General features: G+C 59.0%; 24 protein-coding genes. 12 read left to right on the top strand and 12 right to left on the bottom strand.

The window, feature by feature from the left end; all coding sequences use genetic code 11:
* Positions 1-487: 487 nt before the first annotated feature.
* The 3 genes from IEX50_RS16920 to IEX50_RS16910 form a co-directional block, all read right to left on the bottom strand.
* Positions 488-2,236, bottom strand: coding sequence for an ATP-binding protein (locus IEX50_RS16920; RefSeq protein WP_157177911.1), 1,749 nt, complete (start codon positions 2,234-2,236; stop codon positions 488-490).
* A gap of 388 nt (positions 2,237-2,624) precedes the next feature.
* Positions 2,625-3,947 (bottom strand): HEPN/Toprim-associated domain-containing protein, encoded by a 1,323-nt coding sequence (locus IEX50_RS16915; RefSeq protein ID WP_198350740.1) that lies wholly within the window; start codon positions 3,945-3,947, stop codon positions 2,625-2,627.
* Positions 3,914-4,471 (bottom strand): hypothetical protein, encoded by a 558-nt coding sequence (locus tag IEX50_RS16910; RefSeq protein ID WP_198350742.1) that lies wholly within the window; start codon positions 4,469-4,471, stop codon positions 3,914-3,916. The genes IEX50_RS16915 and IEX50_RS16910 overlap by 34 nt, the downstream gene beginning before the upstream one ends.
* Positions 4,472-4,935: 464 nt before the next feature.
* Between IEX50_RS16910 and IEX50_RS16905 the strand changes: the two genes are divergently transcribed.
* The 4 genes from IEX50_RS16905 to IEX50_RS16890 all read left to right on the top strand — a co-directional run bounded on the left by IEX50_RS16905 (position 4,936) and on the right by IEX50_RS16890 (position 8,916).
* On the top strand, positions 4,936-5,934 hold the full coding sequence (locus IEX50_RS16905) for an ABC-three component system protein (RefSeq protein ID WP_157177912.1): 999 nt from the start codon (positions 4,936-4,938) through the stop codon (positions 5,932-5,934).
* Complete coding sequence (locus tag IEX50_RS16900; protein ID WP_157177913.1) at positions 5,922-6,431, top strand: ABC-three component system middle component 2; 510 nt, start codon at positions 5,922-5,924, stop codon at positions 6,429-6,431. Before IEX50_RS16905 ends, IEX50_RS16900 begins: the two co-directional genes overlap by 13 nt.
* Positions 6,428-8,323 carry a hypothetical protein gene (locus IEX50_RS16895; RefSeq protein WP_157177914.1) on the top strand — a complete coding sequence of 632 codons (1,896 nt, stop codon included), beginning with the start codon at positions 6,428-6,430 and terminating at the stop codon, positions 8,321-8,323. Before IEX50_RS16900 ends, IEX50_RS16895 begins: the two co-directional genes overlap by 4 nt.
* A 404-nt stretch (positions 8,324-8,727) precedes the next feature.
* Positions 8,728-8,916, top strand: coding sequence for a DUF6771 family protein (locus IEX50_RS16890; RefSeq protein WP_157177915.1), 189 nt, complete (start codon positions 8,728-8,730; stop codon positions 8,914-8,916).
* A gap of 73 nt (positions 8,917-8,989) precedes the next feature.
* Here IEX50_RS16890 and IEX50_RS16885 read toward each other — a convergent pair whose 3' ends face one another.
* Positions 8,990-9,274 carry a hypothetical protein gene (locus IEX50_RS16885; RefSeq protein ID WP_184075368.1) on the bottom strand — a complete coding sequence of 95 codons (285 nt, stop codon included), beginning with the start codon at positions 9,272-9,274 and terminating at the stop codon, positions 8,990-8,992.
* A gap of 217 nt (positions 9,275-9,491) precedes the next feature.
* Here IEX50_RS16885 and IEX50_RS16880 point away from each other — a divergent pair, with 217 nt between their 5' ends.
* Genes IEX50_RS16880 through IEX50_RS16870 form a run of 3 tightly spaced genes read left to right on the top strand, consistent with a single transcriptional unit; the run spans position 9,492 to position 12,116 of the window.
* On the top strand, positions 9,492-10,043 hold the full coding sequence (locus IEX50_RS16880) for a DUF3489 domain-containing protein (RefSeq protein WP_157177917.1): 552 nt from the start codon (positions 9,492-9,494) through the stop codon (positions 10,041-10,043).
* On the top strand, positions 10,043-10,435 hold the full coding sequence (locus tag IEX50_RS16875; protein WP_157177918.1) for a DUF2924 domain-containing protein: 393 nt from the start codon (positions 10,043-10,045) through the stop codon (positions 10,433-10,435). The genes IEX50_RS16880 and IEX50_RS16875 overlap by 1 nt, the downstream gene beginning before the upstream one ends.
* Complete coding sequence (locus IEX50_RS16870; RefSeq protein WP_157177919.1) at positions 10,428-12,116, top strand: recombinase family protein; 1,689 nt, start codon at positions 10,428-10,430, stop codon at positions 12,114-12,116. Before IEX50_RS16875 ends, IEX50_RS16870 begins: the two co-directional genes overlap by 8 nt.
* A gap of 80 nt (positions 12,117-12,196) precedes the next feature.
* Here IEX50_RS16870 and IEX50_RS16865 read toward each other — a convergent pair whose 3' ends face one another.
* Entirely contained in the window at positions 12,197-12,337 is a 141-nt protein-coding gene (locus tag IEX50_RS16865; RefSeq protein ID WP_157177920.1) for a hypothetical protein, read from the bottom strand.
* Between the two features lie 600 nt (positions 12,338-12,937).
* Between IEX50_RS16865 and IEX50_RS16860 the strand changes: the two genes are divergently transcribed.
* Entirely contained in the window at positions 12,938-14,413 is a 1,476-nt protein-coding gene (locus IEX50_RS16860) for a DNA modification methylase (RefSeq protein ID WP_157177921.1), read from the top strand.
* A gap of 21 nt (positions 14,414-14,434) precedes the next feature.
* Positions 14,435-14,938, top strand: coding sequence for a DUF5681 domain-containing protein (locus IEX50_RS16855; RefSeq protein WP_157177922.1), 504 nt, complete (start codon positions 14,435-14,437; stop codon positions 14,936-14,938).
* Positions 14,939-15,098: 160 nt separating this feature from the next.
* On the opposite strand, the gene IEX50_RS16850 is transcribed toward IEX50_RS16855, so the two are convergent.
* From IEX50_RS16850 to IEX50_RS16840, 3 genes are all read right to left on the bottom strand, one after another.
* Positions 15,099-15,497, bottom strand: coding sequence for a hypothetical protein (locus tag IEX50_RS16850; protein ID WP_157177923.1), 399 nt, complete (start codon positions 15,495-15,497; stop codon positions 15,099-15,101).
* The gene (locus IEX50_RS16845; protein ID WP_157177924.1) at positions 15,494-16,630 is read right to left on the bottom strand and encodes a hypothetical protein; all 1,137 of its coding nucleotides are present in this window, start codon (positions 16,628-16,630) and stop codon (positions 15,494-15,496) included. The genes IEX50_RS16850 and IEX50_RS16845 overlap by 4 nt, the downstream gene beginning before the upstream one ends.
* Before the next feature lie 68 nt (positions 16,631-16,698).
* Complete coding sequence (locus tag IEX50_RS16840; RefSeq protein WP_157177925.1) at positions 16,699-17,280, bottom strand: hypothetical protein; 582 nt, start codon at positions 17,278-17,280, stop codon at positions 16,699-16,701.
* Between the two features lie 254 nt (positions 17,281-17,534).
* On the opposite strand from IEX50_RS16840, the gene IEX50_RS16835 reads away from it, so the two are divergent.
* Complete coding sequence (locus IEX50_RS16835; protein ID WP_157177926.1) at positions 17,535-17,738, top strand: helix-turn-helix domain-containing protein; 204 nt, start codon at positions 17,535-17,537, stop codon at positions 17,736-17,738.
* A 442-nt stretch (positions 17,739-18,180) separates the two neighbouring features.
* Here IEX50_RS16835 and IEX50_RS16830 read toward each other — a convergent pair whose 3' ends face one another.
* The 3 genes from IEX50_RS16830 to IEX50_RS16820 all read right to left on the bottom strand — a co-directional run bounded on the left by IEX50_RS16830 (position 18,181) and on the right by IEX50_RS16820 (position 20,132).
* A complete protein-coding gene (locus IEX50_RS16830; RefSeq protein WP_157177927.1) occupies positions 18,181-18,657 on the bottom strand; it encodes a DUF892 family protein in 477 nt (158 codons plus the stop codon).
* Positions 18,658-19,143: 486 nt separating this feature from the next.
* The gene (locus IEX50_RS16825) at positions 19,144-19,833 is read right to left on the bottom strand and encodes a response regulator transcription factor (protein WP_157177928.1); all 690 of its coding nucleotides are present in this window, start codon (positions 19,831-19,833) and stop codon (positions 19,144-19,146) included.
* Positions 19,830-20,132 carry a hypothetical protein gene (locus tag IEX50_RS16820; protein WP_157177929.1) on the bottom strand — a complete coding sequence of 101 codons (303 nt, stop codon included), beginning with the start codon at positions 20,130-20,132 and terminating at the stop codon, positions 19,830-19,832. The genes IEX50_RS16825 and IEX50_RS16820 overlap by 4 nt, the downstream gene beginning before the upstream one ends.
* Before the next feature lie 177 nt (positions 20,133-20,309).
* On the opposite strand from IEX50_RS16820, the gene IEX50_RS16815 reads away from it, so the two are divergent.
* A complete protein-coding gene (locus IEX50_RS16815) occupies positions 20,310-21,032 on the top strand; it encodes a Crp/Fnr family transcriptional regulator (RefSeq protein WP_157177930.1) in 723 nt (240 codons plus the stop codon).
* A gap of 101 nt (positions 21,033-21,133) precedes the next feature.
* Here the strand turns inward: IEX50_RS16815 and IEX50_RS16810 are convergent, their stop codons facing one another.
* The gene (locus IEX50_RS16810; RefSeq protein WP_157177931.1) at positions 21,134-22,282 is read right to left on the bottom strand and encodes a sensor histidine kinase; all 1,149 of its coding nucleotides are present in this window, start codon (positions 22,280-22,282) and stop codon (positions 21,134-21,136) included.
* A gap of 123 nt (positions 22,283-22,405) precedes the next feature.
* On the opposite strand from IEX50_RS16810, the gene IEX50_RS16805 reads away from it, so the two are divergent.
* A complete protein-coding gene (locus IEX50_RS16805) occupies positions 22,406-22,768 on the top strand; it encodes a response regulator (RefSeq protein ID WP_157177932.1) in 363 nt (120 codons plus the stop codon).
* Positions 22,769-22,952: the final 184 nt, after the last annotated feature.

The following is a 22,952-nucleotide window of genomic DNA, read 5'->3' as shown; positions in this document are numbered from 1 at the left end:
GCAGGAACGGGCCATGGAAAGGTGGTTGGTGAAGAAGAGCTGATTAGCGCTGATGACGCCAGCCTTGTCGCATCAAGCGGGCTGATCCTCGCCGCTTGGCTCATCCGACACGGCAAAGAGGCGTAGCTCTACCGTCGTTGATCTGAGGCGACCCATTAGTCGACACTCGCGGACACTTTCCGCCTTCTCAACTTCGGTCGTTGGTTCATGTCGCGGGTGCGCGGGTCGAACGGCTTGGTTTGGGACTTTACGGCCGTTCGTTGGGCAGCCGGCAAACGGCAGCTGGTGTCAGAAGCGGACTCTGCGTCCTCCGTCGATCAGGTAACCGCCGTTGGGTAAGACTGGCCGCCAGCCGACTAGCAGGTCTCGGAAGCTGCGGGAGCGCCGCCGACGTTTTATCGCGGCAATCGGGCGCCCGGATTTCTGCCCGTCCGCCCTTGCAACGCAGCCATGAGCTCTTGGGAGCGCTGGTTGTTCCGGCGCCTCATCAAGTCGCTGCTTCGATCATGCTACGAATCGAGAGGTTCTCGAGCTTTGAACGCAACGGCGTGTCATTGTCGGCATGCTCACGGATATGGGCGGCATCGTTGTAGATCAGGGCGAGTAGATACGAAACTTCCGGAACGTCAGCGCCATTCGTGATGGCATAGTCCAGTTTTTCCGCAGTTTTGTGCACCGTCACGAAACCAGGCTGTGCGGCCGGAGTAAGTTGGTCGTACGCCAACTCCTCGATGCGGTTCCTTAAGGCGCAGCATACCGCCACCGGCTCGTAGCTCTTATGATCTCGGTAACGCCGAAGTTGATCATTCACGTGCGCCTTGAACTTCGCACTTGTATTAAGATTAGACGGCAATCCCAAGGAAGCAAACGCCGCGGTAAGGTCCTTCTGGTTTTGATTAAAATGGAGGAAGTATCTGGAAAGATCGTCACTAATCGAAAGGTTTTCCCGCTTAAGGAGGACCTTCTCTACATCGCGTGGCAGGCCTCCGGGACGGGAGGTTAAATATTGTATCTTTTGATCACGAAATGCAAATCCTCTAAAGCAAGAAGGATTAAGGTGCGTCATGATCAAGATGAAAACCTGCCGTCCTTCTGATTTATTTTGCCGGATCATCTGAGTAAGGTGATACTGACAAGCTATCAAGTTTGCCTCGTCAAGATAGTCAAATACTTCATCAATAACTATGACGCATTTATCACTCTTCAGAAGACGCCACCCGCGAAGTAATGATGCAACAAACCAAAGCGTGTCACGCTCTCCGTTCGAGATTTGATTCGCCGGGGGGAACTCAATGATGAGGCCCCGCTTCAAGTCTTCCTTGGGCCGGATGTTCTTCCATGTCAGTCTAAGGCTAGCTAGGTCTCTTTCGATCTCCCCCTTCTCTACAAGATACTGATAGCTCTCGATTGCGGACCGGAAAGCCGATTTATCCGATCGATATAGATTGTGTATCTGTACAGCGGCGGCGATATATGATCCGCTGTAAGGCAACGTAACATTCTCGTCTTTAAGTATACCGACTATAGCTGCTATGTGAGGCACCGCTTCGAGTTCGGCTGTCATATCCTCAGGAATCGCGTCAAGAATTTGTTGAGCGGTCCCGGTTGCAGTCTTCACAGCTTCTGCGAAGGCTGTGACGGCCTTATGCGGTGTGGCTAGCAATGCTCGCGACAGGTCTACCTCCTTCTGTATGCGGAGCATAAGACACTTGTTCGCTAGTATCGCTGATATGTTTGGAAACGCCTTACCAGATACGCCCAATGCGCTCTTGACCAATGAATAATCATAGGAAAAGGGCGTCTTCTTCGGCACCTTCGGAATGAGGACGACGGGCTGAACCTCGATGCTTGCAGTAGCAACCACGTTGCCGCTGATCTTTCTCTTGCTAGCTTTTGGAACTAATTGTCCGCCAATTGTATAAACATCAAATTCACTGCCAATTTGGTTTGATGCGCTGTCAGCCGCTTTGACCACGAGAGAGCCAGCTTCGTCCTCATACGTGAGCTCAAGCCGTGGACTGTTTTGATCATTGCCTTGATAGTAGTCGTCTTTGTTCAAAGCAATTCTCGTTGATTGCAGAGAGCCAAAGGCCCTCGCCAACGAGGTTTTGCCGGTGCCATTTGGGGCGACAATTAAGGTCGGCTTATTCGGCAGGATCTCTAAGTCGAATGACTTCTGACCGATTCCCCTGACGTTTTCGACATAGACCTTCGTGATTTTTCGTGCACGCGACATACCTTCCCCCGCCCCGCCGTTTACTCAGATGCGCCAATGAGACGCGCAAATCGCTCTGGTGGGCGGAAGATGGCGCAGTTTTCGGCCGCAGTCGACCAGATTGAGCGCACGTGAGCCAACCACTTTTGCCAGACAGACGTCCGCTTCCGGGGTGAGCGCGTCCAGTACTGGATGGCTGCCATGGGGCGCTGAGCCGACGGGCGGCGTCTCAAGGCGCGAACGGCAACTTTCTCCTGAAGCGGTCGTCCGGCGAGTTGCGCAGGAGCGACCGGGTTTAGCCAGTCGCGGCCAGTTCGCTTCAGGCCACCACCACCCAAAAGTTGCCATTATGGAGGGGGTAATCAAACGGAGCAGACCACCCTCAATGAGGTCGGTGGTACCCGAACCTCTAGCCGGCAGGTGAAACCAAACTCGCCTCCACGATTAACCTGTCTAGCAGTTTGCCGAGCTTGATTGATTGGTATGGGCCATTGCGGAGCGTGTCATCGTCCTGATCGTGAAAATGGCGCTGGTAGGACTCCTTGAACTCCAAAGCGCCATGCCACGCGTCAACTTCCTTTTTGTAATTGCTCCAGAGCACCTGCGCGGGGCCGTAAGAAGGCAGATCAAGATCGAGATAACACTCGATCGCAGCCGCGCGTCCGTTTATGTCAGCCGAGCTGACTCCCTCAGGACCACGGGCGGGAAAGCTGCCGAAGGCATCGAGATCAGGCAGGAGCATGGAGCGCATATTCGCAGGTAGATTGAGCGCAGCTAGCTTACGGTAAGCGTCCACTCCCTCCGCATCGTTGTCAAAAACGAAGAGCACTCTGTTTTGAATATCGATACGCAAAAGCCCCTCAGCAAACTTTACCAGATTGCCCGTACCCCAAAAATGGTGGCGCTCATCCACATCGATGAAATTAAAAAAATCGGCAACATCAGGCCGCAGAACTTCTAGAGCGCGTTTGATAATCCGAGCATCTGATGCCCCTTCGGTCGCAACCAAAACCTTTTGAACACGTCTCGCGCCTGGGTTAAAATCGTTCTTGTTTGCCCACCCGTTATTAACGAGCGGACCAAATTCCCAGACAATCTCAATGTCAGCGTTGTCGGGATTGAGAGCGAAAACCCGCAGCATTGACTCGGCACTCAAGATGCAGAGGCTGGCCGAAAGATAGCTTTTCTCAGAATAGTATAGGTTGTTGTAGCGATCGCCGGGTAGTCTTGCAAACTCGTCCGCGTCCTCTGCAAACCGACCTTGCGCCACCTTGTCACGATCCGGTGTTTCATACTCGATGTAAGCGTCCTTCAGCACATCGATCGGATACCGACAGGCAAGAGCGCAAAATTCCTCAAAAGAAAGAATAGAAGGATCTTCCGGGGACTCGCTGTACAAAGCCATTTCGATCGTTTCGGCGACGATCACCGCATACTCTGCACGCGCTGCGTCGAGCGAGTGATTCAGCAGCTCGAGGCGCGACACAATGCGATCAAGCCTCCGCGCGAATACCATCTCCGAAACCTCAAGATCCGCAATTTCGTCAGGGTTCTCTTCGTAGTAATCGTAACTTATCTCTTCCATTTTATGGCGAGTGCGATCGCCTTCTTGAAAAAGGTGCCCAAAATCTATGCCCATATGATTTTTGGAGAAGGACAGTGAGATACCGCCGACAATCAGATTGATTTCCGTTCCCATCAGCGCGCAGGCTCCCTGGCGGGGACGCTCCATTTCATTTCTCCAGTCACCTTGTCGCGCCACGCGTGGAAGCCATTCGGATAGTCGTTTCCGACCGTTTCAAACACCCGAAGGATCTCGTCCGTGCTTACGAAGTTGAGACGCGTCTCCCTGTCCCGATCACTTGTAAAAAATGCACCATTTCCGTCATCGTCACCCGACAGGACGAATATGAAACTGTGAACCATACGGTGCGCCACGTAGAGCAAATCGCGAGACTCTAGCGCAGGCTTGTCTAGATCGTAAAGCTCCCAAAATTCGCTCCGATTGTACCAATCGACACTAGGCTGATTTGCGCGCTTCTCGTATCGCTTGAGCGACACCTTCATATCACGCGTCTCCGCGCTGACTTTCCCTGTTGCCTCTAGTAATTTTCTTATCGAATAAAATCCGATAGAAATCTCACGTTCGATCCGCGCGAATTGAGCGTCGCTGATATCTTCCGCGTCCATATATTTTCGGATGGCCTTGGCTCCAGTCAGCAGCGGTTTCTTCCAGTAGTAGCTCTCGGTTATCATAGGCGAGAGCGTAGCATGGAAGCATGCTAGAGTCAGCGATCTGCTACGGGACCGGACATCGATATCAAGCGGCCGCAATAAAGTGGCGAGTAACCCTTAGCCTCGACCTAAAGCAATGTCGGCTTCCGGGCGCTAGTCAGTGCGCGCTAAACGATCAATAGGGGCGCGAAGCTGCCACACCGCTTTGCGCTTAGCGAATGACTGGTTCTGTCAGAAGCCGCCGTTCTCAGGCCGATCGCTGAACGACGCATTTTGGTCGAAAGCGGCCGCCCATCCCTTCTACCAGGGCGACCAATTTCGGCATTCATCGCTGTTGAGACGATCCCCGTACCCCGCCGCTCGTTTCAGGCGGATAAGCTGGTCGACGCGGTGTCGACCGCTGACGTTCCCGAAGTTTTCCGACATTTGTTGCACCCGGCTGTCTCGTTGTGCATCCTCGTTCGGCAGAGAAGAAGGGGCAATGCGTGATCGATTATGCAGCGCAAATCTATGCGCTGGACGACGCAGATCTCGAGCGCTTGGTCGACGACTGGGTAGCATCGTTGCGACCGCGTTATCTCGGGAGCGATCGCTTCTCCGGGGCGGGCGATATGGGGCGTGACGTGGTTGGGTACCACAGTCGACAGCGCTTCGACGGTCCATGGGATAATTTCCAATGCAAACAGCTGCGGAAGGCGCTCGGGGAAACCGAGGTGCTGCGCGAGCTCGGCAAGATCTTCTTCCACGCGGCAGCCGGGCATTTTCCCGTGCCACGTAGCTATGTATTCGTGGCGCCCAAAGGGGCTGTACGCGCCGTTCGCGCCCTGATCTCGCAGCCCAGCAAGATCGCGCCGCGGCTCATTGAACGCTGGGATGACTGTTGTTCCACCCAGCTGGTGGAAGGCGAGGTTCATGCGCTTTCAGACGCGGTGCGGGCGGCTATTGACGGCTTTGCATTCGAAAATGTGTCGCTGTTGGAAGCAGGCAAACTCGTTCGCGACGAGGCGATGAAGCCGGTGCTGATCAAATGGTTCTCGGCAGATCCCGGAGAGGCGCCGGTCGGCGAAGTGCCGGCGGGGCTGCAGCCAGAAGAGACGGGCTATGTCGACCAGCTGCTGGCGGCCTATCGAGAGCGCGGGGCGGTAGCGCTGGGCGGCGGCGACGACGCGCTGGCGCACGCGGAATATGGCGAACATTTTCGGGTCCAGCGGGAGCGGTTTTTCGATGCGGCCGCCTTCAAGCGGTACTATCGGGACAGCACCGAACCTCGGGTCCTTGAAGCGTTCGATAAGGACATTTTCCACGGTGTATTCGACACCCACCAACTGACCCATGCCGATGCGCTCGCGAAAATTGCCGCGGTGATGGTCGAGGCGAAGGGCGTCGCGGTGGCCGGTGTGCTCGGCCGCTATGCGCGCGTGCCGGTGAAACAGGGCACATGCCATCATTTCGCCAACAGCGGACGGCTGGCATGGGTGAAGTGATCTCGGGATTCGGCGAGACCATCCCCCTGTTCAACAGCCCGCTGGAAACCGGGTTGCGTGCGCTGATCGTACTCGATGCCTTTCATCCCCGTGCCTGCTCGACAAGCGAGCTGGTGTGGTTCGATCATCTAGTGGTGCATACCGCCGATCTCGAAGGGCCCGACAGTCTCCACCCCGACCTCCCGTCGAGGGCAGGCGAACTCCTCGTACGGCGCCGTCTCGTTGACGAAGGGGTCCGACTTCTTCTTCACGCGGAACTCGTCAATGTGGTCGACGACGAAGACGGGATGCGGTTCCAGGCCGGCGACGACGCGCCTTCCTTCCTCGATCTTCTGGCTGTGCCTTACGCGCAAACGCTCAAGGATCGCGCGCAGTGGCTCGCGGGCCGGCTCGGCGAACTGGCTGAAGATGCAATCCGTGATGTCGTGCATCAGAGGCTCGGCCGCTGGACGCTCGAGTTCCAAGGCGAAGAAACCCTGCACGAGCCGGCCGCATGATCGATCGCCTGATCTTCCGCCATCTAAGCTTTGTGGGCGAAGGCAAAGCGCCCGCACATCTGACGTTCGAGGCTGGCGTCAATGTCGTCTACGGAGCGTCCAACACCGGCAAATCTTTCACGCTGGCAGCTCTCAAGTTCGTTCTTGGGGCGTCAACACCGCTTCCCGTGATCGAGCAGATGGAAGGCTATACCGGTGTCCTGCTCGGGATCGACATTCCGAGAACGGGCGAGGCGACGCTTTACCGCGCGATTACCGGGGGCGGGATCCGGCTGTATCGCGGTCTTTATGTCGAGATGCCTGTCGATGTCGAGGCGCGCGCCCTGGCGCCCGAGCATGACGCCGCGCGCGAGGATAATCTGTCGCGGCTTGTGCTCATGGGTCTGGGTCTCGACGGTAAGAAGATTGTTCGCAACGAGAATGGCGAGAAGAATTCTTTCACCCTGCGGTCGCTCGACCCGTTCATGTTCGTGGACGAAGGTTCGATCATTGATGGCCGCAGCCCGATCTTGAGTGGGCAAGTCGTCGCAGCGACGCCCGAGAAGAATGCGCTGAAGCTCCTGCTGACCGGCCAGGATGATTCCGCCGTCGTCGCGGTGGTGCCGGCGAAGATCAAGAAAGCGCGCCGCGAGGGCCAGCGGGAACTGCTCGAACAGTGGATTGGCGAGATCGACGTGCAGATCGATGCTCTGGGTGTCACGCGCCAAGAGCTTGCCCATCAATCGGTGCGCCTGGAGGATCGGCTTAACGACTTGGGGTCGGACCTGATGCGGCGTCAGGGACGCATCGATCACACCACGCAGGAACGGCGACGGATGCTCGACGCGCGTGACAGGACAGCGGCACAGACCCGGGAAATCGAGTTGACGCTTGCTCGCTTCGCTCGTCTGATGGAAGTCTATGAATCGGACATCGCCCGGTTGGGCGCGCTCGAGCAGGGCGGTCACCTGTTGCTGGCGCGGCTCGACCGGCCCTGTCCCTTATGCGGCGCCACGGCCGAGCATCATCATAATGACGGCAAGCGCGACGTCGATCGTGCACGGGCGGCGGCGCGCGCCGAGATCGCGCGGATCGAGCGGGAACGCCGGGATCTGTTCAGCACGATCGGACTGCTCGAGCGCGACGGGGCCGGGCATCTGGTGCTGCTCAGGAAGCAGCGCGCGCGGATCGCTGCGGCGGAGCGGCTGCTCGCGTTCCTGCGGCCCGATGAATCGGGGCTTCGCCAAACCTATGAAGACCGCATCGAGAAGCGAGACGCGCTGCGCGACCAGCTCAAGCTGTTCGATGAGCGGGACAGGCTTGCAGTACAGCTCTCCCAAGTTATCGGCGCGAAGCCCGAGCCCAAGCAGCATCTGTCCGTCGGGATCGACGGTCCAACCGGACACGCTTTGGCGGTCAAGATTCAGGAGGTGCTCGAGGCTTGGAAGTTTCCCGGCACGCCGGTTGTCTCGTTCGATCCGCAATCGCAGGATATTCGGATTGCTGGCAAGGAGCGCCGCGCTAACGGCAAGGGCGTGCGTGCCGTCCTGCACTCGGCTTTCAAAGTTGCTGTGATGCTTGTTTGCCAAGAGCGCGGCCTGCCGCATCCCGGCATGTTGGTGCTCGATACGCCACTGCTAACCTACCGTGAACCGGTCAAGGTCCCGCGGCACGGCGATCTGACGACCGACGAGCGCGCGTTGGCCGCGACGACCCTGCATGAATATTTCTACCAGCATCTCGCGAGCCTTGCGGATCGCGCGCAGTTCATCATCATCGAAAATAGCGATCCGCCCGCGGCTGTGTCGCAAGGCGTCACCGTCCACCTTTTTACCGGCGTGGAGGGCGATGGACGCATGGGCCTCTTCCCCTCGATCGATGAAGCAGGAGCCGGCGCTTCGGACCTCCAATAATAGCATCTGTCACGCAACTGGTATCGAAGGGACGATGCTGAGGATGATCAGACGCTGCTGAGATCGCGCGGCCAACCACGGCTCGGCGCCGCCTCAACGAACGGCAGCTTTCAGAATTGTAGGACGGCTTGCTGAACGGTTGAGAAGGAGCGCGTAGCTGCCGTCGCGCGTTGACTGAATGAACGTCTGATTGCACTGGTCGCCGCCCGAAAGCGGCCGGGCCGCTCTCCGCCAATCCCAGACGTTCGCTACCGGGGTACATTTAGCGGCAAGCTGTCGATCGGTCCCGGCACCGACGTCCAGAAAGCCGGTATGGAGCAGAACTGTCCGCAAAAATGCTGAATTAAGCTTCGACAGCGTGCATGGCCTTGCCATGTTGGACTTGTTTTGTTCTCATGATGCGCATGGATATCGAACCCCGCCGCCTGGCCGAAATTCTCCGCGAGTCACCGATCGGGACCAGATTGGGAATGACCGCAGCCGATCCCAGACTGCGCGCCAGAGCGGCGGACCGGTTGGCCGAGTATCTCACCACCGAGTTGGCGCGGCCCGACGCGCCAGACATTCGGCAACTGAGCCTGCCGATCCAGTGAAGCTGGCGGAATCGTAGTTTGGCGAATATCTGCGATGCCCTGGATGGTGCCACAGTCCTGTCTGCACGAGGCTTCAGCTGGTACGCTCAAGAAGCCGGCTGACCGCTTCGGCGACGATAGCAACTTCGTGTCCCGTTTGACGCAGACGGTCTGCAAGCGCTGACCGCGTGCTGTTGTCGAGATGGGCGCCCTGCCCCTCTGCGGCTGCGCCGGCAGCATCCTCAAGCCGCACGGTCATCAGGTAAAAGAGTTTCGGGATCAGCTCGTTCGTCTCATTCGGGTCGGGATCCACGGCATCCTCCTGGCCGCACACCAGGACGAGACCGGCCGCGACAGTCCAGACGCAGCTTTTACGCATTCCGTCAAAACCTGCAGAACTGCCTAAGCTCTTCGTAGGAAGCGACATTCCACTCGACTTGGGCACACGTTCGAGCATTGCTGTCGGTGCGGGCCGCTCGACGGAACCTGCCTCATCCGGTGCTACCACCCGGACCGCCCCGCGAGCCTTGCCTCGACGGGGCTCGGGTCAGTGGCAGCGGCATCCCGCCGCGGTCGCATTCCGGAAGACCGACATCATGGCACGCCTCTTCAAGCTTACCGAGCTTCAGCTCATCCTGCTGGCGGCAGCCGCCCAGCGTAGCGATGGCAGCCTCCTACCCCTGCCCGAACAGGTCAGCGACCAGGGTGTCCGCATCCGCAAGGCCATCCCCCCTCTTCTGAAGCACGTGCTGGTCGAAGAGACGTCGGTAACGGACCCGAACTGCAGATGGCGGCAGGACGGCGACACTTGCCTTGGATTGCACATCACAAGTGCAGGACGGGTGAGGATCGCCGTTGATGAGACGGAGACCGCGCCCGAAGCTCCGGTTACAACGGACGTGCCGGCGAGCGCCGGAACCGCGGTCGTGACTGAGACCATCCTCCCTGCCACCCCGCCGGGTAGCAAGATCGCCATGGTTGCGCAGCTACTCCGACGTGACGACGGCGCCAGCCTGGATGAACTGGTTCAGGTCACCGGCTGGCTGCCACACACGACCCGCGCGGCTCTGACGGGCCTACGCAAGAAGGGTCATGCGATCATCCGCAGCGGCGAGACCGGCGCCACCCGCTACCATCTGGCAGCCTGATGCGGATCGAGGAGAAGCTTGCCTGGCTGGTGACATTGTCGCCAGCCGATCTGCGTGCCGAATGGATGCACATCTACAAGGTCCCTGCCCCCAGGCTTTCGACGGACCTGCTGCGGCTGGGCATCGCCTACCGCCTGCAGGAAAAGGCGTACGGCAAGCTGCCGACCCGCGTCGCACGGTCATTGACCCGGCCTGCCGCCGTTGCGCGCACGATCAAGCCCGGCACTCAGCTCGTGCGCAGCTGGAACGGGCGCACGCTCGACGTGCTGGCAACGGAGGAAGGCTTTCTGTTGGACGGTGAGTGCTACCGCTCGCTGTCCGCCATTGCTCGGCATGTCACCGGCACAGCCTGGTCGGGACCGCGCTTCTTTGGGCTGAACGCCGATGGCTAAGGTCGCCCCGCGCCCGACGGGACCGCGCACGATCCGTTGCGCGGTCTATACCCGCAAATCAACCGAGGAGGGGCTCGACCAGGCGTTCAACAGCCTCGATGCGCAACGTGAGGCCTGCGAAGCCTACGTGCTGAGCCAGCGCCATGAAGGCTGGGTGCTGGTAAAAGACCCGTATGACGATGGCGGCTTCTCCGGCGGCAACCTGGAGCGGCCGGGACTGAAGCGGCTGATGGCGGATGTCGAAGCCGGCAAGGTCGATGTCATCGTCGTGTACAAGGTCGACCGGCTGACGCGCGCCCTGTCGGACTTTGCCAAGATCGTCGAAGTGCTGGATGCCCGCGGTGCCTCGTTCGTGTCGGTGACGCAGGCGTTCAACACCACCACCAGCATGGGTCGGCTAACGCTCAACGTGCTGCTCTCCTTCGCCCAGTTCGAGCGCGAGGTCACCGGCGAACGCATCCGCGACAAGATCGCGCAGTCCAAGGCCAAGGGCATGTGGATGGGGGGCCCGGTGCCGCTCGGCTACCGCGTCGAGGACAGGCTGCTCGTTGTTGACGAGGATGACGCTCGCACCGTCCGTCATATCTTCGAACGTTATGTGGCGCTTGGATCTGGCCGGGCGCTGATCGAGGAACTACGCAGCGATGGCTACCGCACCAAGGTCCGCCAGCAGGCGAACAAGCCGGCGCGCGGTGGCGCGCCGTTCGGGCGCGGCATGCTGTTCAACATGCTCGGCAACCGCATCTACCTTGGCGAGATCGTCCACAAGGGGGTGGCGGTAAACGGCGCGCATCTTCCGATCATCTCGCCCGAACTCTGGGAACAGGTCCAGCAGACGCTCGCGGCGGGTCAGGTCGAGCGCAAGTCCGGGACCAACCATCGTGCACCGAGCATGCTGGTCGGCATCCTCTACGATATTCATGGCCGACGGATGTCGCCGAGCCATGCCGTAAAGTCCGGCAAGCGCTACCGCTACTACATCACGCCGGCATCCGAACTGGTCGAACATGGCCCCGCCGCATCGCGCCTGCCGGCTGGTGACATCGAGGCGGTTGTTGTCGAACGGCTAGGGGCGCTGCTTGCATCATCGCACCAGCTTCGCCGACTCCTGCCGCCCCAGCTGCCTGCGCAGTCGATCGCGAGCGTTATCAAGATCGCGGCTGACATCGCAGATAAGCTCACGGGTCACTATGGCCGTCACACCTTGGTCGGCGCGCTGGTTCAGCGCGTCACGCTGGATGACGAACGCGTCCGCATCACCATCGAACGTCTCGCTCTGCTGAGAGCGCTTGGCAACAACGACAATCATAGCGACGCACCGATCGAGCTTACTGCCCCAGCCGTCCGGATCCGGCATGGGAAGGACGTCAAGCTAGTGATGACTAACGGCGACGGCACCGTCGTACGTCGTGACGAGACCCTAGTCACGCTGCTGGCAGATGCTGCTGCCGCACGCGCGGCTGTCACCGCAGCGCCCGAGACATCCATCAAGATGCTGGCCAGCAGTAGCGGCCAGTGCAGTACACGTATGACCCGGCTGGTTCGGCTCTCTTGGCTGGCGCCCGAGATCGTCCGTGCCATCAGTGAAGGACGGCATCCGCCGACGCTGACCCCGGCCAGGCTGCTGGCGATGGAGATCCCTGCCTGCTGGATGCAGCAGAAGACCTTGCTCGGGATCTGATCCGACCCTTGTTTGCCGATGAGCACAGCCTGTTGTTCCAGATCCACCGCTGAACCCGTCCGCCGCTCCGTCTCATCGAATCAAACAGCCGGGCTGAAATTCGGCTGTTCGCTTTCGAGATGATCCCGGTGACCAATCTGTCCCTGCGCCAATGAAGTATGGAGTTTGAAATTCATGCCTTCGAGACGAGGACCGTATCTGCCGCTGACCTCGGCGCTCATGTCTGTCTCTGGTCTCCACCGGCGCATTCAGCGCAACGCAAAGCCCCGGGAATCCCGGCACATTTGGCGGGGAGCCCGAAGGCTAAGTCATTGTCATCGCATTGCGAAAAGAATGGTGCGCGACGCAGTCTGGAGCGAACCCGTCTCACCAAATTCCCGTACGAGGATTTTCTAGGTCGTAGCGGCGCTCCGATTTAACGAGAAAGTAGCGCAAAATGGCCGCTGTTCGCCAGTTTTGGCGTTCTGCCTCAACACTTTCGACAGGATCGTACGGGAATTTTCCACTTGGCGATGCGGGAAACGATGCCGACCACTACGGGAAAGCGACCAGCGCACCACGGGTTTTCTCTGTCTAGTATCGGCGCCTAATGTTCCAAGTTGTCTTCCGACGCAAGCAGCTTTTTGTCGACGTTCAAAACTAAGATCATTGGCTTTGGAACGAAGCTGTGTTGTTTAGTAATTGATGTAGCGGACTGCCGGATTAATCCGGAATACAGCCCAACATAACATTCCGCAACGCGTCAGCGTTAACAAACACCGTCGATACGGCCTGAGGTTTTGCGCCACTCGTCGATCAGCTAACATATGAGATACTTAATTATGCAAAATCCTGAAAACTTCCATTTGCCCATCAAGACCGAACTCGCTGCCAGGACCGGCAGGCGCCGACGAACAAACGTAACCAACGTTGCCTTGGCGGCGGCTAGTAGCACGGCCCCGCGCAACGAGCTGCTTCCACGGCTTGTAGTGGAAGAACATCCAATCGCCACTTTGGGCGGGGCCGTGAGCCAAGTCAGGAGGCTCTCTGTCCCGCAGGTCACCCGCGTGTGCAAAAGCCTGACGGCTTTCGGCTTCGTCGCACCGGTTATCATCGACGCAGAGTCACGCATCGTCGATGGCCAGATCGTCGTCGAGGCTGCACGGCAGCTCGGACTGCTCACCGTTCCTTGCGTTCGGCTCAGCCATCTGAGCAAGTCGGAGCTGCGGCTATTGCGGGTGACACTGAACCGTCTGGGTGAAACGGGCGAATGGAACCTCGACGAGCTTGCGATCGAGTTCGCTGATCTCGCGGCTCTCGAAATTGACCTGTCGCCGACCGGTTTTTCCCTAGAGGAAATCGACATCATCACCTCTCCTGGCCTGCCCGCAAACGTCGAGGATGAAGCGGAGTTGCCCGAGCCCGTTGGGGAACCGACATCTTGCGTCGGTGACCTGTGGTGCCTGGGACGCCACAGGCTGCTCTGCGCCGATAGCCTTAGCCCAGATACGTTTCAAACTCTGATGGCCGGAGCCAGGGCATCAGCGATAATTTCGGACAAACCCTACAACGTGCCGATTGCCGGGCATGTGAGCGGGCTTGGCAAGAAGACGCATAAGGAATTCGCAATGGCGTCAGGTGAGATGTCGGACGCTGCGTTTGCAACGTTTCTACTGACATCGCTGACGCGCTGCCGTGAGAACGTCGTTCCGGGGGGCGTCATCTACGCCTTCATGGACTGGCGCAGCATCGCGCCGCTCGTCACTTCAGGCCAGCTTGCCGGTCTGACGCTGGTTAACATGGCAGTTTGGAACAAGGGAGCCGGAGGCATGGGAAGCCTGTACCGCTCAGCCCATGAGCTCGTCGCCGTGTTCTGCAACGGCGCCACGCCGGCGAGGAACAACGTGCAGCTCGGGCGGCACGGTAGGGACCGTACCAACGTCTGGAATTTTCCAGGCGCAAACCGCCGCGGCTCGTCGGCCTCCAAGGTTCTAGACGGTCATCCCACCCCAAAGCCCGTCGAGTTGGTCGGCGACGCGATCCTCGACGTCACGGTCGCCGGAGATATCGTGCTCGACCCGTTCATGGGATCCGGAACGACCATCATCGCAGCCGAGCGCAACCGGCGCATTGCCTATGGCGTCGAGCTCGATCCGCAATATGTCGATCTGGCGGTTCGCCGCTGGGAACAGGAAACCGGGAAGGAGGCGGTCCACCTCGATACGGGTCTGACCTTCGCTGCTATGACCGAACAGCGTCTTACCGGCGCTACCACCGGCACCGCTATCAGCGACAGTACCGAAGCACAGTGCAATTGATTTCATCCGGGGGGAAAAATCATGACGTACCACCACAAGAACGCATCTTACGACGTAGGCTATGGTAAGCCGCCCAAAAGCTCACAGTTCAAGCCGGGCAACAAGGTCCAAAGCCAAGGCAAGAAACCGAAACCCAAAAACTTGGAAATGGGCGGAAGCGTCGAAGAGATGCTGGCCAAACTTCTGCTGAAAACGACTAGCGTATCCGTTAGCGGCAAATCTGTAAAAATGCCATTTCTCCAAGCGTTACTACAGAAGTCACTGGTCAACGTAGCGGAAGGCACCGCTAAGGAGCAGCTCGCTTTCATGAAACTCGTTATGAGCATTCCCGTGATCAACGAACAGCTGCTTTTGACACAGACGCCAGCAATACAGTCCGGCATATTCACGCCCGAGCAGGAGGCAGCCTTTCTGGTTATCGATGACGAGTTCCGGATCCGTCCTGCCGGCGATGGCTATGATTACGATGACGACGATCAGTCACCTAAAGACGCCACTAACAACCTCGACGAGGGATCGTTCTAAGGTGAACCGGAAGCCTCTCTAACACATTGGGGACCTACCAACGTCTCGAGCAGTTCCACGACTAGCCTGTTTTGGAGTGCCGACTGTACCATTACCACGGTCGTCGGCACCTCGTCCGCACCATCGTATGCGCGTTTCAGTATCGGCTGGGCAGTCAATTTCACTCGGTGACGGGAGCGAACCCGTTGAAGATGTCCATTGCGTCGAAGAAAGACCCGGTCTGCGCCATCAGCCGTTCGATCCGGTCCATTACTTGCGGCGCGTGGCTCAAAAGGAAAAGCGGCTCCAAATTAACGATCGCGACTGAGCGCTCGCTTTCATAGTCCGCAGCAAGGATGTAGCCGGCTTCGCGTCGCAGCGTCTTCAGCCTGTATTGCATGTTCTGAACACCGGCTGCGTAACCCATGTTGAAGAACTCCAGATCGTACAGACGCGACCTGCCCGCGACCGGCGTCACGTGTTGCACGCGGATCGGCGAGTGATATGGGCTAGGGCCATAGCCCGGAAACATCGTCCAGGCGTACCACTGCCCCGGCACGAGCGTCATGCGCTCGCTCATGCCGTGACCCCTCGATAGTAGCGTGCAACTTCGTCGAGAAGCTCGCGGATCGCGGCCACCCAGGCATGCATGTGCACGGGCAGGAGCAGCGCTACCTGCGGTGCCGATTTTCCGTCGACTGTAAGATACAGGCCCGCCCGGGACGCGACCGTGCCACCGGTAAGCGCCGCCAGCCTGCGCGTATAGGACAGTGCCAGCTCCCGTGGTACCGACTTTTCCAACGGATTAGTCCATAGCTGGCCATTACGGGCGATGTAGCCCAGATTGATGGTCGGCGCTCCGTCGCCAAGCTCCGCTCGCAGATTGAGCGAGGCCTTCATGTCCGCATAGACGCCATAAGGTTCGACTTGGGCCAGAAAGTCGGAAATAGCTTGCGGCAGATCGGGTGACAGGTTGGCGATATGCTCAAAGAACATCTCGTCGGTCAACGTTGAGGGTTTGCCTTTTGCTACCGTCAGGGCAGGATCCGGCATCGGCTTGATCAGGGCAACGCCGTTCTCAACCACCACGACGCCCCGTTCGATCATTACGGTTTGCGCCAAAGTGTCCGGCACGCACAGCATGTCGCCTGTTCGAGGATTACGCCAGGTTGCGAGCTCGACCAGGGCAAAGGTGAACTGTGCGCCGGCATAGCCCTGGAGGAGTGCCGCAAGCGCTTCCGCCTCTCTCCGGATCCCCTCCCCCACGACCAGAACCAGCATCCGTCCCCGGCGCAGATTGGATGTGATGGCATCTACAAACCCGGAGGCGTCCAAAGCGTCCGGATGTTCTCGGACCAGATCGTAAAGCGTTCCTCCCCGCCAGCCGTCGCTACTGGCCACACTGCGCTCGAGGACGTCGTGATCCATCAGCATCAGCGACGCGACATAGTCGAGCGCTTGCGCAACGACCTCGCGTCGGGCCTGCGGGTTCACCCACAGCTTTGTCTCGGCCAGCACGATGTCACCCGCCGGCGTCACATACAGATTGTCGATATAACCGTGACTGCAACGGACTTCGCGACCGACCGCTATGAGTTCGCCAAAGCCGGGCTCGATCGAGTCCACCGGGAGCAGCGTCGGATAGTCGAAGATCAGCTGCTGTAACCAGGCTTCGTTATAGCACCCCTGGCCCAGCATGACGCGCTCCAGCAACTGCGGCCGGTCCCCCTGCCCGCTCAGCGACACGGGCGCCCCGCGGCGGCGGCGGGGTGCAACAACGCTTAAATCTTCGCCCCCCGCAGCCTTGCGCGCTCCGCGATGAGCCGGTCGTAGACCTGGCTCAAAGCCTTGTGGCGGTAGGTCAGGCAGTAACGGTCTGTCTGTCCGCAACGCTGCTCCAGGACGATGCTGCTGACTCCGTTGTCCCATGTTGAAGTCGCATTCGGGAACTGCCCACCAGCCTGCGTCAGGAAGATACTTGTGACAACTTTGGGTGCCCCGTAGTTCTGAAAGAGGGCGGCGTGGATCCCGGCATAATAGTCCGAGTTGGCCTTGAACCCGATCCTAAACAGACGCTGGGCCCGCCCGTCACTGATGAATGCAAATCCCGGAGGTCCACTGCCCTCGCCAAGTGCAATAAAGTGCCGCGTGACCATTTTGAAGGACAAGCCAGGCATGTCCGAGAACCATTGGCAGCTAACGACGCCAACTTCGGTGTCATGCGGTGGCACGTCTTCCAGCCTTACCCCGTCGGGCATTGGCTGATCGCTGCACGCCGACCTTGGGTTGATGTAGCCATTGTCGCTGAATGGCGTGATCGCACGATACTCTGCGAGCGTGATGCCAAGCGGGATACCGCGCATGGCATAGGGTGCGCCGCCTGACGGCGGGGCGGTAGAACCGGTTCCGACAGCAGCCAAGGCGAGAACGGCAGACGCGGTTAAACGTCCTGCCGAGGCCATTCTGCTTCGGCCGCTCCGTCCGAAATACTGTCGATGCATAGCGTCCCCTGTCGTTGATGAGTGACGGGGACAATGCTTCGATACACCGGGCAGTCAACCACATTGTCTCTCATCGTCTGTAGATTGATCGTCTGCAGGGGCGTCTCTGCAGAGGCGTGGATGTTCGCACTCGCCTCGGTCGCAACGTACGCCGTCTGCGCGAGGAAAAGGGCTGGAGCCAAGAAGCCTTTGCCCATGAGGCAGACATCCACCGGACCTATGTCAGCGATATCGAACGCGGTGCCCGCAACCCCACGATCCTGATCGTCCAGAAGCTTGCGGTGCCGCTGGGCGTGACGGCTGGAGAACTACTCGGTTGAAGCCCGGCGTCATCGCCACCACCACTTTTCAAGCCTATCAGACCTTTGCGACAACGGTAACTTTGGTCGCGTCGGTTTCGGCAGACGTTCTCGTACGATGCCTATGTCGCGAGTATGTTTCTAAACCGCCGTCTTTAGCGCAAGACATTTGCTACAGTCTCGAGCCTTGCCAATCGTAAGCAGGCTGCTGTCGCAAAATTCAGGACTTGCGCGACAGCAGTCCTTTGGCTTGGTTACGGAAGCTGGCGCTTACAACCGCGCGTTCTGGCTATCCGACCAGCCAAAGTCCGCAATCGGATCCAGTAAGCATTAGCAGGCGAGTAGGCACAACTTTAACATGCATGACCCCTGGCCATCTGGACAAGGACACGGTGCGGAACCGTCACAACCGGACCAGCTGTCTGATGAGCGACTTTTCCAAGCCGCCCATCGCAACCGAAAATCAAGCGGCGAGTAGCTTTTTCGCCAGTTCAGTATGCTGTTGGTCGGCCTCCTTCGCCTCGTCAGCTGCTGCCTTCATCTCACCTGCGGCATCGTCCAGCCCGATCGCTCCGAGATAGCTGGCCATCGTACCGAACGCCGCAATCCAGTAGTGCAACGCCAGCTGACCTGCAGCAACGATACCGAGGTCCCGCGAGGACGCGTCGGGCGCTTGCTGACGGATGAGGCGGCTCACCTCGTGATGCGCTTCCAGTATCTTGTTGTCGCCCTGCTCCCCAGGTCCAGTCTGCTCCATCGCTCGATCGATCCGATCGGCCCATTGTTGCGAAGTACGATTGCCCTGTTCCAGCGCAGCCTTCAGGTCGGGGTGAGTCGCGTCGTTGCTGATTTCGTCCGTCGCGCGTGCCGCCACATCGCTGCCTGCCTTCATCGCACTGAGCCCTTGCGACACGAGTTCCCTAAGGTTGTAATCGGCCATCATCAATCTCCTGCCACACGCCGGCCATGCTTGCCAGTCGTCAGAGGTATTAATGCTGTCAATTCAGGACGTTCCCATAGTTCCACCTGCGTTCTGATTTCCGGTACACCGTCACGATAATGCGACGCGTAGAGCTGATTGACCTAAGTTATTAAAAAGATCGTAGTATCCCGCTCAAATGATGCTCCCTTTAATTAAAAGCATTCGGCGGGTAACCCGATGCCAGCTCCCCTCACCGCATTGTCAGGACGCGTTCGTTTCTCGTTGTTCAATCAGCGGAGTACCCGACCCGTGTCCGGCTCTCTTCCGCTGGATAGCGAGAAAGAGGCGGCAAACCACAATCGCAGTCTCATGCACGGCTGACGAAGGGCGGCAGTAGCGGCGGAGCTGTCGCGATCGTCGGTTCCGGGCTTGGCCCCCGATGTACCCTTCCTGGCGAATACGATTACTTTACCGTTCTAACGCCGGCTAATCCGGTCGCGACAATCATAACATTGGAGCATTCTGATCCAATTGAAATGATGGTCCCAAGGCGAGCAGTGCCTGTGTCCGGTTGGTTACGCCCAGCTTGCGGAAGATAGCGGTTAGATGCGCTTTCACGGTTGCCTCGGTAACCGCCAGGTCCCACGCGACTACCTTGTTCGACTTTCCCCCCGCGAGTGCTACGAGCACGGCGTGCTGCGCGCGGGTCAGTTCTGCAATACGTGCGCGTATCGCGATTGCCCCCGCATCCACATCTTGTTCTTCGAATGATGGGAAACAGGTAGATCCCGTCAAAACCTTGCGCAGGCCAGCGGCGAGCTCGTCGATTGATCGTCTCTTGGATAAAACCCCGGAGGCGCCAACCGCCTTGGCCGCCTTTACGAGCGACGGTTCCTCATGCCCGGTTACGATCACAACCGGCACTGACGGAGCGACACGCTGCACAGCGAAGAATCCGCTCAACCCGCAAGTGTATGGAGGCGGCAAATCAATCAGGAGCAGTCGTAAATCGAACTCAGTCTCGAGCACTGCTATTGCTTCTGCAATTGTACTGGTTCCGATGACGACACTGTCCGGCAAGTTAGCGCGGACTGCGATCGACAGACCCTCCCGGGAAACGGGGTGATCATCGATAACAAGTACATGCCCCCCTCCATGCGTGAGGCTCGTATTACCACGCAGTTTCGCTTTCATACCAAGCGAGGCCCGATCGGTTTGTTTTCTTGGTCAGTTCGAAATGACGCCAGAATTGCCAACAGCAGCGCATGGGACCGCGGCATCGGCACCCCTGTACCATCTGCCTCATTCGCGCGGGCAAGCTGCATCTCGAGCGCTCGCTGGACAATCTCGACTGCTTGGTCGCTGCTCAGCGTCGAGTTTTCGCAAAGTCCATGGATCAGGCTTTCAACCAGAAGCAGCGCGGCCTGCCCGTAAGGGTCGGATCGCGGAAATGCGGCTCCGGGCATCGCAGGATCACCGGCATTGGTAAGCATTACACGCCTCCTGATACAAGCAAGGGCAACTTCGCGCTCATTCGCAGGCACTGCAGGACGCTTGCCAGCGACGACCGCTCAGCTAGCTAATGGCTCTCTCTCCTATCAAAGATTAACAACACTAGGCTATAACATGCATCAGTCTAGGAACGGGACCGTGGGGGTGTAGAACCGCTCATGGCCAATCGCTTCGTCCAGAAACTATGCGGCTTGGCCGAGCTAGCGACTGACGATAGGTCGGCAATCGAGAAAGCCACCGCTTGCCCCCGACGCTACGTCGCCCGACAGGATTTGATCCGTGAAGGTGACGAACCCGGACCGATGTTCGTGATGCTCGAAGGCTGGGCCTGTCGGTATAAGATACTACCGAGCGGCACGCGCCAGATCATGGCTTTTTTGATGCCTGGCGATGCATGCGACCTGCACATCAAGCTGCTCGCCGAGATGGATCACAGCATTCAGACGCTCACGCCAGCGATGGTTGCCACGGTCTCCCGGGCCGACATGCAGGCGCTGATGAGCGGGCACCCAAACGTCGCGCGCGCGATGTACTCGGCACAGCTTGTCGATGAAGGCATCATGCGAGCCTGGATCGTGAGCATGGGGCGGCGCAGTTCAGTTGAGCGCGTAGCCCATCTGATCTGCGAGCTTTACCTGCGCGCGCGCACCATTGGGCTCACCGGGGACGACGAGTTCGCGTTGCCCCTTTCGCAGCTGCTGCTGGCTGACGCGTTGGGTATGACTGCGGTCCATATCAACCGTGTGCTGAAGGAGCTACGTTTGGCCGGGGCAATGGCCCTTGCACGAGGTAGCGCCACAATTCTGGATCCCGTAAAGCTGATTCAAATCGCCGGATTCAACGAGAACTACTTGCATCGCCGGCTCCGTAAGGCGCTCTAGAAACTGCCATAATCAGTATGGCGCTGTAGCTAGGCCTGCCGGACGCAGTCGGTAGATGGGGTAGCGTCACAGTCTATCTCGAAGGCTATTTGCTATTGAAGCTACTTCCGACGCGGAAAGTCTAAAGTGAGCGTCGTGCCGCGCTCCGACGCCCAATCCGGCTTTGCTCTTATCTGGCGGGCCAGGCCTTCGATCAAAGCCATGCCCGTCCCGGACCCGGGACGCGCATCCGACGTTTTCGGCGGCAGCCCTTTCCCGTTGTCGCAGATCCTGACCCACAATCGGCCTTCGCGTTCGCGAGCCTCCACGGCGATCAACGCCTCATCCGACTGGCCTTCGTTTTTGAAGGCGTACTTCAGGCTGTTGGTCGTGAACTCGTTCAGAATGAGCCCGAGCGGGATCGCGGTGTCGCTGCTGACCTCTACATCGTCGATCTGCACGTCCAGCCGGACGCCGGCTTCTTCGTGAAGCGCGAGCAACCCTACGAGGAGCTGGGTGACGTATGGGCGCAGTGGCAACCGGTCAGCGCTCCTAGCCGCATAGACGTGCTCGTGGACGAGGCTGAGCGCCTCAATGCGTTCCCCGATGACGCCCAGTTCGTAGCGAACCTCATCTGACGAGGCCCGGTGCATCCTCAACCGGACAAGGCCGGTGATCGTCCCAATGTTGTTTTTGATCCGGTGCTGTAGCTCGCGGAGAAGCGTCGCATTCTGATCGGTCGCCTTCTTAAGAGCGTGAACCTTGTGAAGCCGATCGATCACCGGGCCGAGAATGGCGGCATAGGTTCGCAGGAACTCGGTATCGTGTTCGTCGGGTTTCCACGGTTTGCGGCTGTCGACCTGCAACAGACCATAGGGTTTGTTGCCAAGCAGGAAGATCGGCACGTTGACGACGCCGACGACGCCGGCTTCTTTCATGAAGTCTGGAAACTCGAAACGGGTCTCCGTGCTCATGTCTGGCGTGATAACCGGGACACCCTCCTTGATCGCGAAGGTTTCCGACGAGTGCTCGCCCATCGGCAAATGAACCTCGCCAACGACGCCGGGCTGCCAGCCGACGCCTGCCCGAACGAGCAGTGTCTGGCTGTCCGTCTCGATCTCCAGGACTTTCGCGAGGTCGGTGCCGAGCGCGTCACCGATCAGGCGGCACGCCTCCGTCAGCACCGCGTCCAGATCCTCGCTTTGCTGGGCAAACTCCCCAAAGTCGGCCAGAATGCGTTGCCGCCGCTGCATTCGCTCGAAATCAGCCATCTACATGCCCCTGCTGTTTAAGCTTCGCGTAGCCACCATACAGGCACGGAAACTTGCCGGGCACCATGGGTTGTAAGCTGTCAGATCAGTGGCTTGGGCTGCCGATGACAGGTCGGAGTGCCAATGTCGAACACAGCATTGACCGGTCGCAGGATCCTGGTGGTCGAGGATGATTTTATTCTGGGGTTGGATCTGGCCACTATGCTGGAGCAGGCCGGTGCGAAGGTCGTCGGGCCGGTAATGACCGTGCAAGAGGCGCTTGATGCGCTTGATCCGCTTCCGGACATCGGCACCCTTGATGTGCAACTCGGCGACGAGACATCATTCCCCGTCGCTGACGCGCTTGCGCAGCGCGGCATACCGTTCGTGTTTGCAACTGGTGCCGCCACCATGATCCCGGCCGAGCATCAATCGGGGCCGCTTTGTCAAAAGCCTGTCTCGAATAGCGCTGTTATGAAGGCCTTGAGCGAGGCGCTGGCAGCGTAGCTGGGGGGCCGCGCGGCGGCAGCCCCCCTCTTCGCCGCTCGTATCAGAAGCGGAAGTTCGCCGTGACCGCGGCGACGTGCGAATTGAACCGGTCGCCGCTGCGCCGGAAATCGGTACCGTCGGTGTTCACCAGAACGAACGGATTGTTCGCCGGCGACGTGCCGCGCGACGTCCGGACATTGTA

Source organism: Sphingomonas prati (assembly GCF_014643515.1).
Taxonomy (GTDB): Bacteria; Pseudomonadota; Alphaproteobacteria; order Sphingomonadales; family Sphingomonadaceae; genus Sphingomonas_R; species Sphingomonas_R prati.
Note: the sequence above shows the minus strand (reverse complement) of the source record. Positions and strands in the feature narration are given on the sequence as shown.

What these genes read in the sequence shown, in the direction of transcription:
- IEX50_RS16920 (WP_157177911.1), bottom strand. Translation starts at nt 2,236, where the DNA reads ATGTCGCGTGCACGAAAAATCACGAAGGTCTATGTCGAAAACGTCAGG.
- IEX50_RS16915 (WP_198350740.1), bottom strand. Translation starts at nt 3,947, where the DNA reads ATGGAGCGTCCCCGCCAGGGAGCCTGCGCGCTGATGGGAACGGAAATC.
- IEX50_RS16910 (WP_198350742.1), bottom strand. Translation starts at nt 4,471, where the DNA reads ATGATAACCGAGAGCTACTACTGGAAGAAACCGCTGCTGACTGGAGCC.
- IEX50_RS16900 (WP_157177913.1), top strand. Translation starts at nt 5,922, where the DNA reads ATGGGTGAAGTGATCTCGGGATTCGGCGAGACCATCCCCCTGTTCAAC.
- IEX50_RS16895 (WP_157177914.1), top strand. Translation starts at nt 6,428, where the DNA reads ATGATCGATCGCCTGATCTTCCGCCATCTAAGCTTTGTGGGCGAAGGC.
- IEX50_RS16890 (WP_157177915.1), top strand. Translation starts at nt 8,728, where the DNA reads ATGGATATCGAACCCCGCCGCCTGGCCGAAATTCTCCGCGAGTCACCG.
- IEX50_RS16885 (WP_184075368.1), bottom strand. Translation starts at nt 9,274, where the DNA reads ATGCGTAAAAGCTGCGTCTGGACTGTCGCGGCCGGTCTCGTCCTGGTG.
- IEX50_RS16880 (WP_157177917.1), top strand. Translation starts at nt 9,492, where the DNA reads ATGGCACGCCTCTTCAAGCTTACCGAGCTTCAGCTCATCCTGCTGGCG.
- IEX50_RS16875 (WP_157177918.1), top strand. Translation starts at nt 10,043, where the DNA reads ATGCGGATCGAGGAGAAGCTTGCCTGGCTGGTGACATTGTCGCCAGCC.
- IEX50_RS16870 (WP_157177919.1), top strand. Translation starts at nt 10,428, where the DNA reads ATGGCTAAGGTCGCCCCGCGCCCGACGGGACCGCGCACGATCCGTTGC.
- IEX50_RS16865 (WP_157177920.1), bottom strand. Translation starts at nt 12,337, where the DNA reads ATGAGCGCCGAGGTCAGCGGCAGATACGGTCCTCGTCTCGAAGGCATG.
- IEX50_RS16860 (WP_157177921.1), top strand. Translation starts at nt 12,938, where the DNA reads ATGCAAAATCCTGAAAACTTCCATTTGCCCATCAAGACCGAACTCGCT.
- IEX50_RS16855 (WP_157177922.1), top strand. Translation starts at nt 14,435, where the DNA reads ATGACGTACCACCACAAGAACGCATCTTACGACGTAGGCTATGGTAAG.
- IEX50_RS16850 (WP_157177923.1), bottom strand. Translation starts at nt 15,497, where the DNA reads ATGAGCGAGCGCATGACGCTCGTGCCGGGGCAGTGGTACGCCTGGACG.
- IEX50_RS16840 (WP_157177925.1), bottom strand. Translation starts at nt 17,280, where the DNA reads ATGCGCGGTATCCCGCTTGGCATCACGCTCGCAGAGTATCGTGCGATC.
- IEX50_RS16830 (WP_157177927.1), bottom strand. Translation starts at nt 18,657, where the DNA reads ATGGCCGATTACAACCTTAGGGAACTCGTGTCGCAAGGGCTCAGTGCG.
- IEX50_RS16825 (WP_157177928.1), bottom strand. Translation starts at nt 19,833, where the DNA reads ATGAAAGCGAAACTGCGTGGTAATACGAGCCTCACGCATGGAGGGGGG.
- IEX50_RS16820 (WP_157177929.1), bottom strand. Translation starts at nt 20,132, where the DNA reads ATGCTTACCAATGCCGGTGATCCTGCGATGCCCGGAGCCGCATTTCCG.
- IEX50_RS16815 (WP_157177930.1), top strand. Translation starts at nt 20,310, where the DNA reads ATGGCCAATCGCTTCGTCCAGAAACTATGCGGCTTGGCCGAGCTAGCG.
- IEX50_RS16810 (WP_157177931.1), bottom strand. Translation starts at nt 22,282, where the DNA reads ATGGCTGATTTCGAGCGAATGCAGCGGCGGCAACGCATTCTGGCCGAC.
- IEX50_RS16805 (WP_157177932.1), top strand. Translation starts at nt 22,406, where the DNA reads ATGTCGAACACAGCATTGACCGGTCGCAGGATCCTGGTGGTCGAGGAT.